Origin of the sequence: Desulfocurvus vexinensis DSM 17965, from assembly GCF_000519125.1 — a bacterium.
GTDB lineage: Bacteria > Desulfobacterota > Desulfovibrionia > Desulfovibrionales > Desulfovibrionaceae > Desulfocurvus > Desulfocurvus vexinensis.
Genome location: NZ_JAEX01000002.1, coordinates 193,619 through 210,963, shown reverse-complemented (window position 1 = coordinate 210,963; position 17,345 = coordinate 193,619). Strand labels below are relative to the sequence as shown.

At 66.9% G+C, this 17,345-nt stretch carries 16 protein-coding genes and 1 tRNA gene; 4 read left to right on the top strand and 13 right to left on the bottom strand.

Annotated features, from left to right (window positions below):
- Nucleotides 1-74: 74 nt before the first annotated feature.
- From G495_RS0103940 to G495_RS0103925, 4 genes are read right to left on the bottom strand one after another with little or no spacing between them, the layout of a single operon-like run.
- Entirely contained in the window at nt 75-1,490 is a 1,416-nt protein-coding gene (locus G495_RS0103940) for a biotin carboxylase N-terminal domain-containing protein (RefSeq protein WP_028586725.1), read from the bottom strand.
- A gap of 19 nt (nt 1,491-1,509) precedes the next feature.
- Nucleotides 1,510-1,902: a PilZ domain-containing protein gene (locus G495_RS0103935; RefSeq protein ID WP_028586724.1), complete on the bottom strand. Its 393-nt coding sequence runs from the start codon at nt 1,900-1,902 to the stop codon at nt 1,510-1,512.
- An 11-nt stretch (nt 1,903-1,913) separates the two neighbouring features.
- A complete protein-coding gene (locus G495_RS0103930; RefSeq protein ID WP_028586723.1) occupies nt 1,914-2,651 on the bottom strand; it encodes an OmpA/MotB family protein in 738 nt (245 codons plus the stop codon).
- A complete protein-coding gene (locus G495_RS0103925) occupies nt 2,641-3,399 on the bottom strand; it encodes a motility protein A (RefSeq protein WP_028586722.1) in 759 nt (252 codons plus the stop codon). Before G495_RS0103925 ends, G495_RS0103930 begins: the two co-directional genes overlap by 11 nt.
- A gap of 123 nt (nt 3,400-3,522) precedes the next feature.
- Between G495_RS0103925 and G495_RS0103920 the strand changes: the two genes are divergently transcribed.
- On the top strand, nt 3,523-4,347 hold the full coding sequence (locus G495_RS0103920; RefSeq protein WP_028586721.1) for a purine-nucleoside phosphorylase: 825 nt from the start codon (nt 3,523-3,525) through the stop codon (nt 4,345-4,347).
- Between the two features lie 47 nt (nt 4,348-4,394).
- Here G495_RS0103920 and G495_RS0103915 read toward each other — a convergent pair whose 3' ends face one another.
- Nucleotides 4,395-4,718 carry a hypothetical protein gene (locus tag G495_RS0103915; protein ID WP_028586720.1) on the bottom strand — a complete coding sequence of 108 codons (324 nt, stop codon included), beginning with the start codon at nt 4,716-4,718 and terminating at the stop codon, nt 4,395-4,397.
- Nucleotides 4,719-4,995: 277 nt separating this feature from the next.
- Here G495_RS0103915 and G495_RS0103910 point away from each other — a divergent pair, with 277 nt between their 5' ends.
- Complete coding sequence (locus G495_RS0103910) at nt 4,996-5,316, top strand: YbjQ family protein (RefSeq protein WP_028586719.1); 321 nt, start codon at nt 4,996-4,998, stop codon at nt 5,314-5,316.
- An 80-nt stretch (nt 5,317-5,396) separates the two neighbouring features.
- Here G495_RS0103910 and G495_RS0103905 read toward each other — a convergent pair whose 3' ends face one another.
- The 6 genes from G495_RS0103905 to G495_RS17535 form a co-directional block, all read right to left on the bottom strand.
- Nucleotides 5,397-5,945, bottom strand: a complete 549-nt coding sequence (locus tag G495_RS0103905; protein WP_028586718.1) for a hypothetical protein — start codon at nt 5,943-5,945, stop codon at nt 5,397-5,399.
- Between the two features lie 134 nt (nt 5,946-6,079).
- Entirely contained in the window at nt 6,080-7,846 is a 1,767-nt protein-coding gene (locus tag G495_RS17540) for a putative bifunctional diguanylate cyclase/phosphodiesterase (protein ID WP_051445041.1), read from the bottom strand.
- A 605-nt stretch (nt 7,847-8,451) separates the two neighbouring features.
- Complete coding sequence (locus G495_RS21590; protein WP_156939569.1) at nt 8,452-9,075, bottom strand: hypothetical protein; 624 nt, start codon at nt 9,073-9,075, stop codon at nt 8,452-8,454.
- Nucleotides 9,059-10,114 carry a hypothetical protein gene (locus G495_RS21585; protein WP_156939568.1) on the bottom strand — a complete coding sequence of 352 codons (1,056 nt, stop codon included), beginning with the start codon at nt 10,112-10,114 and terminating at the stop codon, nt 9,059-9,061. The genes G495_RS21590 and G495_RS21585 overlap by 17 nt, the downstream gene beginning before the upstream one ends.
- A gap of 243 nt (nt 10,115-10,357) precedes the next feature.
- A tRNA-Leu gene (locus G495_RS0103895) sits at nt 10,358-10,444 on the bottom strand.
- Between the two features lie 37 nt (nt 10,445-10,481).
- Nucleotides 10,482-10,931, bottom strand: a complete 450-nt coding sequence (locus G495_RS17535; protein WP_035250896.1) for a PaaI family thioesterase — start codon at nt 10,929-10,931, stop codon at nt 10,482-10,484.
- 249 nt (nt 10,932-11,180) lie between these two features.
- On the opposite strand from G495_RS17535, the gene G495_RS0103885 reads away from it, so the two are divergent.
- Nucleotides 11,181-11,861 (top strand): DUF554 domain-containing protein, encoded by a 681-nt coding sequence (locus tag G495_RS0103885; protein ID WP_028586717.1) that lies wholly within the window; start codon nt 11,181-11,183, stop codon nt 11,859-11,861.
- Nucleotides 11,862-12,182: 321 nt separating this feature from the next.
- The gene (locus G495_RS17530) at nt 12,183-13,223 is read left to right on the top strand and encodes a sensor domain-containing diguanylate cyclase (RefSeq protein ID WP_035250894.1); all 1,041 of its coding nucleotides are present in this window, start codon (nt 12,183-12,185) and stop codon (nt 13,221-13,223) included.
- 102 nt (nt 13,224-13,325) lie between these two features.
- Here G495_RS17530 and icd read toward each other — a convergent pair whose 3' ends face one another.
- Together icd and G495_RS17525 are read right to left on the bottom strand one after the other, a co-directional pair.
- Entirely contained in the window at nt 13,326-14,477 is a 1,152-nt protein-coding gene (gene icd, locus G495_RS0103875; RefSeq protein ID WP_028586716.1) for an NADP-dependent isocitrate dehydrogenase, read from the bottom strand.
- 351 nt (nt 14,478-14,828) lie between these two features.
- The gene (locus G495_RS17525; protein ID WP_084457830.1) at nt 14,829-17,255 is read right to left on the bottom strand and encodes a GGDEF domain-containing protein; all 2,427 of its coding nucleotides are present in this window, start codon (nt 17,253-17,255) and stop codon (nt 14,829-14,831) included.
- Nucleotides 17,256-17,345 lie beyond the last annotated feature (90 nt).

Here is a 17,345-nt window from a genome sequence, read left to right as displayed (position 1 = left end):
GCCGACGCGGCGGTGCGCCCCGCGCGAGGATTCGGGCGGGGCGGGCTGGCGCCGGGGGTTGAGGCGCGGCGCGCCTAGAAAACCAGCAGGTTCTCCGTCTTGTGACGCAGAAATTCCACGTTGGACTTGAGCTCCACGCCTGTGGAATCTGTACCGTCCAACACCAGCTTGTCAAGGAACTCAAGGCCGCGCGCCTTGGCCTCGGCCAGGTCCTTGCCCCAGATGATGGCCAGGGCCAGGTTGGGGTCGAAGTCCGTGGGAATCTGGTAGGGCTCGTCGGTGGGCACCTGGGTGTACACCGACAGCCAGGGCGCGGGCTCCCAGGCGAAGGTGTCGATGCGCCCGGCCCAGGGGGTGAACTTGTTGTCGGGGTCCTCGGCGATGAGGCGGTACTCGATGCCCACGCCCTCGAAGGTGATGTCCTTCTGGGTGTAGCCGGGGCGCTCGCCCAGGGCGCAGCGAATCTGCTCGGCGATGAGGTCCACCCCGCCCTTGCCCGCAATGCGCGAGATGACGGCGGACACGCCGTTCTCCACCTGGATGCGCGTGTTGACCTCCATGAGGAACGGCTCGCCCTTGGGGGTCACGATCCATTCCCAGGTGCCCACGCTGTCGTAGCCCGCCTCGCGGGCGATGGCCAGGCTGTGGTCCTTGATGGCCTCGAGCACCCCGGCGGCGTCGAAGCCGTAGCGCACCTCGGCGGGGGCGAACCCCGGGGCGACCTCGATGCGCTTCTGGCGGCCCGTGGACTGCACGGAGCAGTTGCGGGTGCCAAAGTGCAGGGGCTCGCCGCCGTGGCGGTCGCCCAGCACCTGGACCTCCAGGTGGTTGAAGTCGAAGATGCGCTGCTCCACGAGCACGCCCTCGTCGCCGAACTGGCGCTTGGCGTAGTTGCGGATGCGCCGGTAGGTCATGCGGAAGGAATCGATGTCGTGGATTTCCTCGATGCCCATGCCGCCGCCGCCCGCCGAGGCCTTGAGCAGCACCACGGGCCGGGCCACGCCCTGCTCCTGCTGGAAGCTGAACAAATTGGCCGCGATCTCCTCGGCCTCGGGCTCGTCGTAGAGCGGGCGGTCGGACCCCGGCACCGTGGGCACGCCCAGCCCGCGGGCCAGGCGCTTGGTATTGATCTTGTCGCCCAGCTCGCGGATCACGCGCCAGGAGGGGCCGATCCACGTCAGGGAACGCATGCGCTCGGTGACGCGCCGGGCGAAACGGAAGTCCTCGGCGAAGAATCCGTAGCCGGGGTGGATTGCCGTTGCGCCCGCATCGTCTGCTACCGCAAGTAATTCATTGGCGTCCTGATAGGACGAAATCCTGTACAAAGAACCCGGGCCGCCCTTTTCCCGGGCCAGGCGCACATGCCCGGAGTGGGCATCGGCGGCGGTATGGACACAAACAAAATCCAGGCCCAATTTGATACAGGCCTGGGCTATCCTCATGGCGATCTCGCCCCTGTTGGCTACCAGTACTTTTCCTTTGGTGGGCACGTTCCTTGTCCTGGTTGGATCATTGGCTCTGCTGCTTCTTGCGCAGGGCGATCATGCGCTTTTGGACCTCGAGGACGAGCTTGTCGAGCTTGACCTCCTGGCGGCGTTCCAGGGCTTCGAAATTGCAGCCCACAAGGCCGTTGTCCAGGATGCGCATGACCTTGGCGCGCAGCTTGGGGATGAACACCTTCTTGTTGATGAGCAGGTCGAACTCGAGCTGGGCTCCCGGCGCGTAGGGCGCGCCCCCCGGGGCCTTGAAGGCCAGGCCCATGGCGGACACGTCCATGACCTCGCAGGTCGCGCCGCGCTCGGGGATGAAGACCCCAAGTCCGGGAATCTTGGCGCGGAAGGCCCGGCGCTGGGCGCCCTGCTCGTCGCCGGCGATGGAAAAGGACAATTCCTCGGAAGACATGGCGACTCCTGCTACTTGCTCACCTGCTTTTCGAGCACGATCTCGACGCGGCGGTTGCGGGTGCGGTTCTCCTCCGTGTTGTTGGGGAACAGGGGCTCCATGTCGGCCAGCCCCGTTGCTGTCAGCCGCTTTTGGTCGATACCGAGCTGCATTAAATAGCGCAAAACATACACGGCCCGCAAGGACGAAATTTCCCAGTTATCCTTGAAGCGTGAGCGCGGGCTGGGGGGCACGTCGTCGGTGAAGCCCTTGATGTTGATCTGCTGGTCGTTGGCCTTGACCAGGAAATCCTTGAGCTGGCGCAGGACCTCCTGGCCGCGCTCGTTCAGCTCCACCTCGCCGCTGGCGAACAGCACGTCGCCGGGCAGGCGCAGGGTGATCTTGCCCTCTTCGAGCACGGCGCCGACCACGCCCTCCACGCCCTTGCGGGTGATGAAGGTGCGCACGTCGGAAAAGACCTTGCGCTGGGCCTCGATGAGCTGCTTTTGCAGCATCACCGTGTCCAGGATGGCGGCCTCCTCGCTCTTGACGCGGGCGGTCATGAGCTGGTCGTCCTTCTTGCCCAGGGCCAGCTTCACGGACAGGAACGAGTCCGTGAACTTCTTGGGGTCCAGGGTGGACATGGAATAGAGCAGGATGAAGAACACCAGCAGCAGGGTGACCAGATCCGCGAACGTCAGGATCCATTCGTTCCTTTCGGGCTCCAGCTCCTCGGTGCCGAGGACGGATTCCCACTTGTCATCGGCCACTGCTCTTGCGCTCCTTGGGCGGCTCGAACGAGGACAGCTTCTCGTACACCAGCCGCGGGTTGTTGTTCTCCAGGATGGACTTGGCGCCCTCGAAGATGATCTGCAGGTGCAGCTCCTCCTGGCTGGTGCGCGCGCGCATCTTGCCCGCGAAGGGCAAGAAGATCAGGTTGGCCATGATGGTGCCGTAGAAGGTGGTCAGGATGGCCACGGCCATGGCCGGGCCCAGGGAGGTCGGGTCCGAAAGGTTGGAGAGCATCTGCACCAGGCCGATGAGGGTGCCGATCATCCCGAAGGCCGGGGCGTAGCCCGCCAGCTTCTGGAACACCTCGATGGAGATGTTGTGGCGGCGCTTCATGGTGCCGATTTCGATGGTCAGGGTGTCGCGGATGAGCATGGGGTCGGCGTTGTCGGCGATGAGCTGGCAGGCCTTCTTGAGGATGGGGTTCTCAGTCTGGATGTTCTCCAGGGCGATGAGGCCCTCGCGGCGGCTGATCTCGGCGATGCGCACCATGATGTTGACCACGTCCTCGACCTTGCCCTTCTTCTTGGCGAACATGGACAAGGCGCCCATGTGCGAGTCGATGACGTCCTTCAGGGGGAAGGTCACGCAGATGGCCGCGAAGGTTCCACCCACGACGATGAGCAGGCCCGGCCCGTTGTAGAACAGGCTGAGGTCCCCGCCCATGGCCATGGCCCCGATGACGAGCACGAAGCCGAGTATGGAACCAAGTAGGGTGACGATATCCATGCGTGATGCTCCGCTAGTGTTGCTCCGGCGTTGACACACAGGTGGAATGCGTCAACACTCTCCCCCGGATGGCCGCCGGGGCCGACCAGTTCCGCCAACCCCGTCCCGAAGACTCATACAATTATGCAAAACATCGAAAAAGTCCAGAAAGCTGCGGACTTCATCCGCGCGGGCCTGCCCGCGCCCCATGCGGCGCGCATCGCGGTCGTCCTGGGCACGGGCCTTGGCGCCTGGGCCGACGGCCTGGCCGAGGTGGCCTCCTTCGACTACGCGGCCATCCCTGGCTTCCCGTGCTCCACCGTGCAGAGCCACGCCGGAAAGTTGACGGCGGCCCTGGTGGGCGAGGTGCCCGTGTGGGTCCAGCGCGGGCGCTTCCACCTCTACGAGGGCTGGTCGCCCGCCGAGGTCTGCATGGGCGTGCGCACCCTGGCCGCCCTGGGCGTCTCGCGGCTGATCATCACCAACGCCGCAGGCGCCCTGAACCCCCAGTTCGACGCGGGCGGGCTGATGCTCATCACCGACCACATCAACTTCACCGGGGCCAACCCGCTCATCGGGCCCAACCAGGACGCCTGGGGCGAGCGCTTCCCGGACATGAGCCGCATCTACGACGCCGGGCTGCGCGATCTGGCCCTGGAGCGGGCCCGCGAGCTGGGCATTCGCCTGGAGCGTGGTGTCTATATCGGCGTAAGCGGGCCAAATCTTGAGAGCCCGGCGGAAACCCGCGCCTTCCGGCTGCTGGGGGCCGACGCCGTGGGCATGTCCACCGTGCTGGAGGTCATCGCCGCGCGGCATATGGGCCTTGCGGTGCTGGGCATCTCGTGCCTGACCAACAAGAACCTGCCCGACTGCATGGGCGAGACCTCCCTGGCGGACGTCATCGCCCAGGCCGAGGCCGCCGCCGGGCGCCTGTCGCGCCTGCTGGGCGCCGTCATCGCCTCGGCCTGACCCGGCCCGCGCCCGGGGCTGGCCGCCGCCCCGGGCCGCGCCCGGCCTCAGGCCTGGGAGTTAGGGTACGGCGCCACCACGTCGTCCATGTCCATCTGTTTGGCGCGGAAGCCGTCGGCCTCGATCACGTAGCGGGTGAGCAGGTTCTCGTCGTGGTCGATGATGTCCAGGCCGCTCTCGTGCCCGTCGGCCATGGCCTCCATGACCCGCAGCACCACGTCCTCCACCTGCTCGTACTCGCCGTCGTGCTCGATGGTCACGGTGCCGTCCGCGTAGCTGACCTCGTCGAAATCGAGCACTTCCTCCAGGCGTTCGAAGGCCTGGGGCGAGATGCCGTTGAACGTGCCGAAAATCTTCACACCCTTGCGCATGGCCTCTTCTCGCAGACAGGTTCCCGGGGCGCCCCGGGGTTCGGGTTCCTGCCCTTTACCTAATTCCCCGGTTTTTGAAAGTCGAGGGAAAAGCGGACCCTTGACGCCGCAGGCCCCGCCGCCGCGCCCCCCGGGGCAACGATTCCTGACAAATCTTTGGTTTACGGCATGTTGCCCCGTTGGCAAGGTGTTTGCTTGAAGGAGGGCGATCCGCGCGGCCAGTGCCAGCGGTTCGACACCTCGCATCCCGCAAGCCCAGTTTCCAAGGAGGACCACCATGCTCTCGCTGCTCAAACGCCCCGAGCCCGAAGGCGCCCAGAGACAGAAGATCGACAGCGCCAAGGACCTGTTCACCTCCGGCCAGTTCCAGGTCGTGACCACCGGGGACATGCCGGGCAAGGCCGTGCGCCGCATCATCGGGCTCGCCGCCTTCCGGGCCTATGACATGGAGCAGGCCTTCTACGGCATGATCACCCGCGCCCTGACCAACGGGGCCAACGCCATCGTCGGCTACCAGGAAAACGTGGCCTTTCATCCCGACGGCAGCAAGTACATCTCCTGCTACGGCACCGCCGTGCGCGTGGTGGACGCCAAGTAGCGCCAAAGCCCCTCGCCGAACGCAAACGGGGTGCGGCCTTGCGGTCGCACCCCGTTTTTTTGCATGGCGTGGGCGGGGCCCTAGAGCCCGGCCTTGCGCTCGAGCAGCAGCTCGTAGGCCTTGAGCCCCGCGTAGGAGGTCAGGTCGCGCCCGTCGAGCACCGTCTGGTCGAGGATGATGCCGTCGATGGTGCGCCCGGCGCTGACAAAGCGCGTGAGGTGCATCAGGAAGGAGGCCTCGGCGAAGCGCTCCGAGCCCAGGGTGAAGTCCAGGGCGTCCACCTGGAACCTGCCGCTGCCCAGGTAGTTCACGCGGTGCGCCCGGGCCGTCTCGTTCAGCCAGGCGCGGAAGTCGGCCAGGGTCAGGTCCTGCGCCGCCTTGCGCACCGCAGTCTCGCTCACGCCCAGGCGCGTGACGCGCACGACGATGTAGCTCATGTCGCGGCCATCGGGCAGCAGGAACATGCGTTTGTCCAGGTCGGCCATGGGGTCGGCCTGGACGGCAGGGGCGGATGAGGCCGCAGGGGCGGCCTTCTGCGCCCCGGCTCCTGTGGTCTGGCAGCCCGCCAGGGCCAGCCCCGCGACAAGCAGCAGGGCCAGCAGCGCCCCGCCCAGGGTAAACCGTGCCATCGTCCGCCTCCGGTATGCGTCAGGGTTGCGGGCCGGGGCGGCGCCCCGGTCCGCGCATTGGATACACCGGGGCGCGGCGTTTGCCAAGCCCGGCCCGCAGGGCCGTGCGGCCCGGGGCCCGGGCGCCCTGGCCCTCAGGCCCCCACGGCCAGCGGCGCGCTCCCCGGCCCGCCCTCGCGCCCCCCGGCGTACAGCGCCCTGCCGAGCAGGGCCCCGGCGGCGTGCGCGTCCACCGCGCGGGCGTAGAGCCAGCCCTGGGCGCGGTCGCAGCCCAGGGCCCGCAGGGCTTCGGCCTGCCCGGGCGTCTCCACGCCCTCGGCCACCACGTCCATGCCGAAGGTGCGCCCCAGGCCGATGATGGCCCGCACGGTGCCGCCATGGACCGGGCTGTCCACCATGCGCGCGATGAAGGAGCGGTCGATCTTGATGGTGTCGAAGGGGAAGCGGTGCAGGTTGGACAGCGACGAGTAGCCCGTGCCGAAATCGTCCATGACCAGGGACGCGCCCATGGCCCGCACGGTGCCGATGGCCTGCTCCACCTCGCTGGAGGGGTCCAGCAGCAGCGATTCGGTGATCTCGATCTTGAGGCGGCTGGCCGGGGCGCCGCTGGCACGCACGATGGCTTCGAAGTCCCTGGCCGCGTCGTGGCGCATGAAGAAGCGCGGCGACAGGTTGACGCTCACCGTGGCCTGGCCGGGCAGCCCGGCCCCGGCCCAGGCGCGCAGCTGGCGGCAGGCCTCGCCCAGCACCCAGCGGTCGATGTCCATGATCAGCCCGGCCTCCTCGGCCAGGGGGATGAACTCCCCCGGGGGCAGCAGACCGCGCTCGGGGTGCTGCCAGCGGATGAGCGCCTCCACCCCGGACACCGCCGCGCTCTCCAGGTCCACTATGGGCTGGTAGTGCAGGATCAGCTCGTCGCGCGCCAGGGCCCGGCGCAGCTCGGCCTCGCACTCCAGCAGGCGCAGCGCGTGGCGGTGCATGCCGTCGTCGAACAGGGCGTAGCCCGCCTTGCCTGCGGCCTTGGAGCGGTACATGGCCGTCTCGGCGTCGCGCATGATGTCCTCGGCGCTTTGGTAGCGGCCCGCGCCCAGCACCACGCCGATGCTCACGCTGCTGAAGAACTCGCGGTCGCCGAAGCGCACCGGCTCGCCCAGGGTTTCGCGGATGCGCTCGATGACGCCCCTGACCTCGCGCAGCTCCCAGGCGTCGGGCAGCAGCACGGTGAACTCGTCGCCGCCAAAGCGCGCCAGGGTGTCCACGTCGCGCAGGCAGGAGCGGATGCGCGCCGCCGCGCAGTTCAGGAACTCGTCCCCCGCGCGGTGGCCCAGGCTGTCGTTGACCAGCTTGAAGCGGTCGAAGTCCAGGAAGAGCACGGAAAAATCGTAGTCGTCGTGGCGCCGGGCCAGGCGGTGGGCGCTTTGCAGCCGCTCCATGAACAGCGTGCGGTTGGGCAGGCCGGTCAGGGCGTCGTGCAGGGCGGCGTGGCGCAGGCGGACCTCGGCCCGGCGCACGGCGGAGCGGTCCTCCAGGGCGGCCACAACGCACAGGGGCCGGCCCTGCCCGTCGCGCAGCACGGCCCCGCTGCGGCGCACGGTGAGCGCCTCGCCGTCCGGCGCGGGCAGGTCTTCCTCCACGACGAACTCGTCGCGCAGGCCCTGGGCGCATTCGCGCAGCAGCTCCGGCAGGTGGGCCGCGCCGCCGCCGTTGCCGTTGCCGGAGCACAGGCAGCGCCCCCGCCAGCAGTCGTCGTCCCCCAGGCCCAGCAGGCTGCGGGCCGCAGGGTTGCACTCCAAAAGCCGCCCGCCCATGTCCAGCACCTGCAACGGCGTGCCCAGGCGCTCCATGAGGGGCCACAACTCTCGAACCGGATCGTGCGCCAGATGCGAATTGACCTTGCCCATCGCCACTCCTTTGGCCGGGGTTCACCAGGGCCGGAGCCATAAATATTGAAAATGAAAATCAGTGTCAACACAAGGCGGCGGGATTTATTGACGCAGGCCAGGAACTTGCGCGCGGGGCGGGGCGTCCGGGCAGGCCCGGGCCGACGGTACGAACGCGCAGCCCGCTCCAGGTCCGTGGACGCCCGGACCCGCCCGGGCCCGGCCAGGGCAGGGGTCGAGGCACGGGCAAAGGCTCGGGGCGCAGAACGCCGAGCCCCGTCTCCAGCGCTGCCCAGGCCCATACCCTGGTCACGCCCGGGCATGGCCAGAGCGCCGGGCGTCATCCTGGGCTGCGGCGCGCGGAACCCAGAGCTCTGCCGAGGCCCTGCCTGCCCGGCCCGGTCAGGGCCTGCCGCCACGGCCCCACCCCGCTCCGCCGGAATCCCACGCCCAAAAAACAACAGGTCCCCGCACCCTTTTCGGATGCGGGAACCTGTTGCCAGAGGGGTGTAGAGGCACAACCGCAATGTGCTGGGCCTAGAAGGAATACAAAAGAAAGCCAAAGAAACTATCCCACATGTTGTCCTGCCTAACGCCTCTGCGCTTTGGACAGTCTCCGTTCGCTATCAGGTGTCCGCTGAGTGAGAAGCGTCTTCATCCTTCTTTGGAGTGATCATTTTCCCATACCCATCAGGAACAATTGGCCTTGCAGAAGCAATGATGTTCTGATTATCAAAGGCCTGGGGTCGAACCCGCTCATGATGTTTGGCCGCTTCTATGTTCAATCTGCTGCGAATTCTCTGCAAGCTCAATACACCAGGAATCAATGATAATGCACGGATGGCTACATACCACACCATGAAGGCAATCGCACCACTTAACCAAGGGGCGGATAAAGAACGCAAAGAGTCTGCTGCCAAGACTTCCTTATCGTGGGGGGCGACGGCTACGCCTAGGACGAGCACCAAGACTGACACGAAGGCTATCCCGAGCAACGCAAGCCATAGCTTTTGCTGAATCTCGAGAGCGGTCCCAAGTTTCTTCGCCTCGGCAGGTGACACGAAGTCGGGCTGGGTAAATCCGGCGGTAATCGGTATCACCTGAACCAGCGCGGCCACGAGTAGTCCAAGAAAGGCGAAGAGCCCATTGGCCATGCCTTCCCAAACTGAAAGGTTCACCCAGCGGTGGGCGGCAATGCCTACCGCAACCGCTGATACCAGTTGAAAAATATGCTTAAGTCTGCTGTCCACGTTGCACGCCGTCTGTTATTTTCCCATTGGAGACAAAAACATTATAGGCTTCGAGCATCGATCGCAAGACATCTTCTGGTTGGAGCAGGCTGGTTGGCCTTTTGGCTTCCCCTTCACCGTGGGTAACAAAAAGGACACTCGCAGGATGTTGTAAACGCACCGTTCCATCTGGAGCCTGCCGTCCATCTTTGCCACGAACCTGCAGTTGGCTATCAGGGAGATTCCTCAATCCAACTTCCAGATCCTTCAGTATGGCACGGCTCATTTTCCGCTTTTTTGTTTTATATCCGATGTGAACTTCCACTGAAAGTGAGCCATCTTCAGGTAATTTTTGCATTATTTTTTCAACATCGGCCTCATTATCAATCAGGGCAACAAGAACTTTTCGGGCCTTGAGCCAGCCAGCTAGCAACGTTTGGCTCAACCCCCCCGACTCTTCAACCACGGTCTCTGTTGGAAGCGACTCCGGTCCAGCCTGCCGCGTGACCGTTCCTCCGACGATGACTTCCCTAATGTCCTCGAGATCACCTCCTACCGCCTGTGCGTCGAACTTGCTGGCAAAGACGACCTTGACCCCTTTAGGCAGGACGCCCGTTTTATCTGCCAATAGCCACGAAAAATATTCTTCCGCAGCTTCGGTCCGAAGAGACTGACTTTGCAGGAGAAATACATGGTCATTTTTGACCATCCAGTACATCAGCGAGTGGATCAGTTCACCATTCTCCGGCTTCGGCAATTGTTGGACATCCGCCATAGGAGCGTCTTCTTTGCTGTCATCGAAGAGTGCTTGAGTTTGGTCTTTCGTAAAGTGTGTGATGTCCCCAAAAAGGTAGTCTTTTTCGACCGCCAAAGCGTTGATAAAAAGGCTATCTTCATCTCGCCTCAACATCCTGAGCCGGTACCTCTCTTTGAGCTTCGCGGGAGAACCTTGAGGCTGGTGCTCAGCGGCCTGCCTAACGAGTTCTTCAAAGCTCTTCCTTGGCGGATTCGTGTCCCATGTGAAACGACGGTAGTGGACGGTCACAGGCTTGCGCCACATGCAGCAGAACCTCCAAGGGATTTAGACAATGCGGTTGAAAGTCATTGATCAATAAAGCTCTATGTGTCATGACGCATCCGTTGTCAAGGGGCGTGGATAGGCCCTCGGCGTATAGATTTCGGCGAAGTCACTGCGCGGTCACGCCGCTTGGCCGCCCACGGCACCACCCCGCTCCGCCGGAGTCCCACGGCCAAAAACAACAGGTTCCCGCACCCATTTCGGATGCGGGAACCTGTTGTTCAATGGTACCGGGGGCGGGAATCGAACCCGCACATTGTCGCCAATGCCAGATTTTGAGTCTGGTGCGTCTACCAGTTCCGCCACCCCGGCCAGTGCCCGGTTTTCCTATGGCATCGCCCGGGCGGCGTCAAGGGGTATCGGGCGCGGCGGCCTCGGGGCCGGGCCTGCGGGGCATGACCAGGAAGGAGCCCGAGGCGCGGGCCAGCAGGCGGCCATCGCTGTCGGTGACGCTGGCCTCGGCGAAGACGATGGTCCGCCCCCGGCGGACGACCACGGCCCGGGCCCGCAGCGCCGCGCCGGGCCGCGCGGGCGACAAAAAGCGCACCGAGCACTCCACCGTGGCCGTAATCAGCCCCTCGGCCAGCCCGCCGATGACCGCGTGGGCCATGGCCTCGTCGGCCAGGGTCGCCAGCACGCCCCCGGCCACCACGCCCCCGCCCTGCACCAGCCCCGCGTTGGGCGGCAGGCGCAGGGTCGCCTCGCCGTCGGTGACGTGCTCCACCTCCACCCCCAGGGTGGCGAACAGCGGGTTCACCGTCTGCCCAGGCTGCTGCAACGCGTCGAGATAGCTGCGCATCGTTTCCTCCTTTGGCCCGCTCTCCCCTGGGGCCACCATGCCCGCGAACCGCCCCGGGCGCAACCCCGCGCGCCCGCGGTGCTGTTCGTGGACCACGCGGCTTCGTGCATCCGCAACCCCGCGCGCCCGCGCCCCGCCGTGGGGCAGCTCCAGGCTTTTGCGCCGGGTGGCGCAACCCCGCGCGCCCGCGCGCCCGCGCCGCCCACCCGGGGCTTGTGTTTCGCGGCGCCATGGCCTAACAGCGTCCCGATGCTGCCTGTGGGAACCATCGTCAACGTGCTGGCCGTGCTGGTCGGCGGGGCCGCCGGGCTGCTGGCGGGCAACCGGCTGCCCGAGCGCTTACGGCTGGTGGTCTTCCAGGGGCTGGGGCTGTGCACCCTGGCCATCGGCGTGACAATGATCCTCAAGATGCACAACCCGCTGGTGGTCATCTTCAGCGTGGTCATGGGCGCGGTGGCGGGCGAGCTGCTCGGGCTGGAGCGGCGCTTCGAGGCCCTGTCGGAACGGCTCAAGGCGCGGCTCAAATCGGACAACGAGCTGTTCACCGACGGGCTGGTCACGGCCTTCCTGATCTTCTGCGTGGGCTCCATGACCATCCTGGGCGCCTTCGACGAAGGCCTGCGCGGCGATCCCACGCTGCTGTTCACCAAATCCATGCTCGACGGCTTCGCGGCCATCGCCCTGGCGGCGACCTACGGGCTGGGCGTGCTGTTCTCCGTGGTCCCGCTGTTCCTGTACCAGTATGGCCTGACGCTGTTCGCCGGGCTGCTCCAGCACCTGTTCACCGAGGCCATGATCGCCCAGCTCACGGCCACGGGCGGGGTGCTCATCCTGGGCATCGGGCTGAACCTGCTCAACATCAAGCGCATCCCGCTGACCAACTTCCTGCCCGCCTTGCCCCTGTGCGTGCTGCTGTCATTCTGGTTCTAGCCTTCCCCCACAGGCCTCCCCGTCCCTTGCGGGGCACCCTGCGCACAGGGGTGCCCGCTTTGTAAAAACATAACCTTGCGCACCCCCCTGTACGCATGCAAAACATATTAACGATATAGCAAAGCCGACATACCGTATCAGCGAACGAAACACCATCAGCATGCGGCGTCTCGTCACGGTTACTGCGGCGAAACTGGCTTTACGGGCTGCGCGACGCTTGCCTCCCACTCCACCCTTTGGCATGCTCCGCTAACACCACACCGCTTTGCGGAGGCGATGCGCCGCGCCCAGGCCTCCCCCCGCAGCCCAAGGAGGCCCCCGATGCCAGACCCCAGTGCCGGGACGGTTCTCACGCCGGACGTCCTGACCCAAATCATCGACACCCAGACCGCCATCGTGAAGCTGGGGCAGGATCTGGGCGCCGTCATGCACCTAATGGCCGAGCGGCTGCCCCTGCTGACCGGAGCCGGCGGCGCCATCGTCGAACTGGCCGAGGGCGAGGAGATGGTCTACCGCGCGGTGTCGGGCATCGCCCAGTCCAACCTGGGGCTGCGCCTGCGCCGCCAGGGCAGCCTCTCGGGCCTGTGCGTCGCAACCGCCGACATCCTGACCTGCCACGACAGCGAGCAGGACCAGCGCGTGGACCGCGACGCCTGCCGCAAGGTCGGGCTGCGGTCCATGGTCGTGGCTCCGCTGCTGCACGCCGAGACAGTGGTGGGCGTGCTGAAGATTCTCTCGCCCGAGGCGAACCACTTCAACGAGCTGCATATCGAAATCCTTTCCCGCATGTCCGAGCTCGTGGCGGCAGCAATGTTCTATGCGGCGCGCCACGAGCGCGACGAGCTCTACCACCTGGCAACCCACGACAGCATGACGGGGCTAGCCAACCGGGCCCTGTTCTACGACCGGCTGCGCCAGGCCATGACCATGGCCAACCGCAACGCGTCGTGCCTGGGCGTCATGATCCTCGACATGGACGGCCTGAAGGCCATCAACGACACCCACGGCCACCGCGCGGGCGACGCCGCCATCAGCGAGCTGGCCGAGCGACTGCACGCCGTGTCGCGCCAGTCGGACACCGTGGCCCGCCTGGGCGGCGACGAGTTCGGCGTGGTGCTGCCCGAGGTCCAAAGCCTGGACAACGCCCGCAAGCACGCCGAGCGAGTGGAAAGCGCCGTCTGTCGCCCGTTCAGCTTCGAGTCCACGCCCCTGGAGCTCGGGGCCAGCATCGGCGTGGCCTTGTTCCCCACCGACGGCACGAACGTGGAAGGCCTGCTGGAGAAGGCCGACCAGGCCATGTACCGCGTCAAGCGCACCCGCAAGAGCCGCGACGGCGGCCCCCGGAGCACGGGCGAACAGTAGCCCGCCCCGGCAGGCTCGCGCGGCCATGAAAAAGCCCCCGCTTTCCACGAAGGCGGGGGCTTTTGCCTGCCGCACGGGCGGGCGTTCTGGGCGCACCGGGCGCTACAGGGCCTGGCCCAGCAGCTCGCCGAACTCGCGACAGCCGACCACCGTGGCGCCCTCGATCTGCCCGGCCAGGTCCACGGTGACGCGGCGGCGGGAGATGACGGTATTGACGGCGGCGTGGATCAGCGCGGCGGCCTCGGGCATCCCGGCGTGCTCCAGGAGCATGGCCCCGGAGAGGATCAGGCTGCCGGGGTTGGCCTTGTCCTGCCCGGCGATGGTCGGCGCCGTGCCGTGGGTCGGCTCGAAGAAGGCCAGCTCGTCGGACATGTTCACGCCCGGGGCCAGCCCCAGGCCGCCGACCTGGGCCGCCAGGGCGTCGGAGATGTAGTCGCCGTTCAGGTTGGTGGTGGCGATGACGCTGTAGTCGCGCGGGTACATCAGCACGTTCTGGAACATGGCGTCGGCGATGCGGTCCTTGATGACCACGGGCTTGGCGCCCCCGGCCTTGGCCTCGTCCTCGGTCATCACGCTGGCGGCGAACTCCGCGGCGGCCACCTCGTAGCCCCAGGCCCGGAAGGCGCCCTCGGTGTGCTTCATGATGTTGCCCTTGTGCGAGAGGGTCACGCTGGGCTTGCCGTGGTCCAGGGCGAAGCGCAGGGCCTTGCGCACCAGACGCTTGGAGCCCTTGGCCGTCATGGGCTTCACGCCCACGCCCGCCAGTTCGTCCACCTGGGCGCCCAGCTCGTCGCGCAGAAAGGCGATGAGCTTTCTGGCCTCGGGGGTTCCGGCGGCGTATTCGATGCCCGCGTACACGTCCTCGGTGTTCTCGCGGAAGACGACCATGTCCACGTCCTGCGGGCGCTTGACGGGCGACTCCACGCCCTCGAAATAGCGGATGGGCCGGATGCAGGCGTAGAGGTCCAGCACCTGGCGCAGGGTCACGTTCAGGCTGCGGAAGCCCTTGCCCACCGGGGTGGTCAGCGGGCCCTTCATGGCCAGGGTGGCGCCGCGCAGGGCGGCCATGGTCTCGTCGGGCAGGTGGCTGCCGGTCTCGCGGTAGGCCTTCTCGCCCGCCAGCAGCTCGACCCACTCCAGGGCGCGCGCCCCGCCGTAGGCCTTCTCCACTGCGGCGTCCAACACGGGCCGCCCGGCGGCCCAGACTTCGGGGCCGATGCCGTCCCCCTCGATATAATAGACCTTGGTGCTCATGGACCCTCCGAAAAATCGATTTTGGCAACAGGTGGTCGTGTGCCATACCGAAAAGGGCCCGCTTTGTCCATTGGCGCACAAGCCGCGCCCCCGCAGGGGCTGGGCGCCGGGGGCCAGGGCGACGCTGCGGGCGCGGACAGCAGGCCGGGGCCGCCATTCGCGGCCAGCCCGCGCCGCAGCGGCTGCGCGGGCCAGAAGGGCGGCCCGGGTGCGGCCCGGGAAATGCGAACACGCGGCAAAGGGTGGCAGAACTCGCGGTGGCCCGGGCCGCCAGGGGCGGGGCGGCCCGGGCCGGGCGTTGCGCGGCGGGCCTCAGGGCGGGGCCTGCATCGAGGGAGGAAAACCCGGCGGTTACTGCCCGGCGGCGGCGGCCAGGGGCGCGGGCAGCGGCTCCGCCCGGGGGGCGGCGGGCGGCGCCCCGAGCGGGCAGGCGGCCTTGGCCTCGGCTCCGGGGGCCCCGGCCACGCCGCCGCGCCGGTCGCGCACGTAGGAGTTGCCGTCGATGCTCTTGGCGTACTTCTTGACCTCGGCGGCGCGGTGGCCCAGGGCCGAGAGGTCGCACACGCCCATGCAGTCCACGATGGCCAGGGACACGGAAATGAGCGGGAAGCGGCGCGTCTCGCCCTCGCGGCCCTTGCATTCGATCCAGCCGCGCTCGCGGTCGCTGGGCATGTAGCAGCGGCGGATGAGCCGCCCGAAGCAGCGCACGATGGCCTTGCAGATGCGCTCGGCGCGGTCCTGCTCGCACATGATGACCATGTCGTCGCCGCCGATGTGGCCCACGAAGTCGCGCTGCACGCCGCCATGGCGCCGCGCGGCCCAGTCCATGATCCGCGCCAGCATCAGGATCACCTGGTCGCCGTTCTTGAAGCCGTAGGTGTCGTTGTAGACCTTGAAGTTGTCCAGGTCGGCGTAGATGACGGCGAACGGCGTGCCCGTGTTGCAGCGCCGCTCCAGCTCCAGCTCGATGGCCACGTTACCCGGCAGGCCCGAGAGCGGGTTCATGCCCTTGGCCATTTCCACCTGGGCCGTGGCGATGACGTCCATCATGTGCTGCACGGAGACCACGCCCAGCAGATGCCCGCGCTCGGTGACCACGATATGGTCGAAGACCTTGGCTTTCTTGCGCTTCATGGCCTCGCGGGCCACGTTTTCCACGGCGGTGGTGCCCTCGGCGTACAGCGGCGAGGGGTCCATGATCAGGCTCACGGGGCGGTTGTAGTACAGCGCCAGGCCGTACTGCGACGACAGGGCCTGGTCCAGGTGGTGGTTCATGACCAGCCCCACGGGCCGGTCGGCGCGCATGACGACCACCGAGCCCATGAGCCCGGCGCCGCGCAACAAGTCCTTGACCTCGCTGACGCTGGTGTCCTGGGTCACGGTGGGCGCCTTTTCCACCAGGTCGCGCATCACCGCCGAAAGCTTACGGTCGGCGACCATGCCGCGCCCGCCGCGCGAAAAATGGCGCTGCACCTCGGGCGGCAGCCCGGGCTTGGGGTAGCCGGGCCGCGCCAGGAAGAACCCCTGGCCGTAGTGCACGCCCATGCGCATCAAGGTGGCCAGCTCGCCCTCGTTCTCGATGCCCTCGGCGATGAGCTGGCAGCCGATGTTGTCCGAGAACGTGACCAGGGTCTCCATGAGCGCGCGCTTGACCGGGTTGTGGTCGATCTCGCGCACCAGCGACATGTCCTCCTTGAGGAAGTCCGGGCGGATCTCGGCGATGGACCACAGCCCGGAATAGCCGGTGCCCACGTCGTCCACCGCCACCTGGAAGCCCTGGCTGCGGTAGTGGTCCAGGGTGCGGTGGAACAGGGCGAAATCGCGCACGCTGTGGCGCTCGGTGATTTCCAGCACCACGTCGGAGGGCGCCAGGCCGCTCTTGCCCAAAAGGCGCACGGTCTCGCCCGGCGAGAAGGCGGGATCGACCATGGTCCGGGGGTGGACGTTGAGGAAGAGCTTCTGCTCGGGGCCGATGGTGCCCAGGCGGTGGATGGCGCTCTCGCGGCAGGATTTCTCCAGGGCGAAGACCTGGTCCACCTCCTCGGCGAAGTCGAACAGCACGGCGGGGGACTGGAAATGCGAGCCCTCGGGACCCCGGGCCAGGGCCTCCCAGGCCAGGATGGAGCCGGTGTCCAGGTCCACGATGGGCTGGTAGGCACTGCGGATGAGCCGGTCGCTGACGATCTCGCGGAACTCCTTGAGCAGCGAGAGCTTGGTCACGTCCAGCGCCCCGGCGGCCACGCGCCGGGCGTCGGACAGCGCGCCGAACACCGCGTCGCCCAGGCTGCCGGCGGTCCTGTCGAACAGGCCGTAGCCCGCCAGCACGTTCAGGCTCTGGCCCGTGAGGTTCAAAGATTCCTGCTTGACCCGGCTCTTGACGCGCAGGCGGATGGCCAGCACCAGTTCGCCCAGGTAGCCCTCGTCCCAGTGGGGGCCGCCACACAGCAGCAGGTGCCGCCCGGGCTCCAGGGTCTCTATGTAGCTGATGCGGCAATCCACGAGCTTCTCGTCGCGCAGGGTTTCCAGCTCCTGCTGCACGATGTCCTGGATGCGCCCGGCCACCAGGCCGCCGTACACGTCGGAAAAAACCTGGAAGTTCTCCACCTCCAGGTAGATGAGCGCCAGCATGTTGCCCGCGGCCAGAGAGCCCTCCAGCCTGCGGCGCTCCTCGGGCATGAGGAAACGCAGGGTCCGCCCGCCCTGGTAGGCCGTAGCGGGCGGCGGCGCCTGCTCGCGCATGAAAAGACCCGATCCAAAACCGCGCAGGGTTTCGAGCATATGCACTCCTTGGAAGGAAGCGGAAATGGAGTCCTTGCGCCTTTTCACGACCGGAACCTCCCGTCATCAAGGCCAGTTGGGTGTATCCCA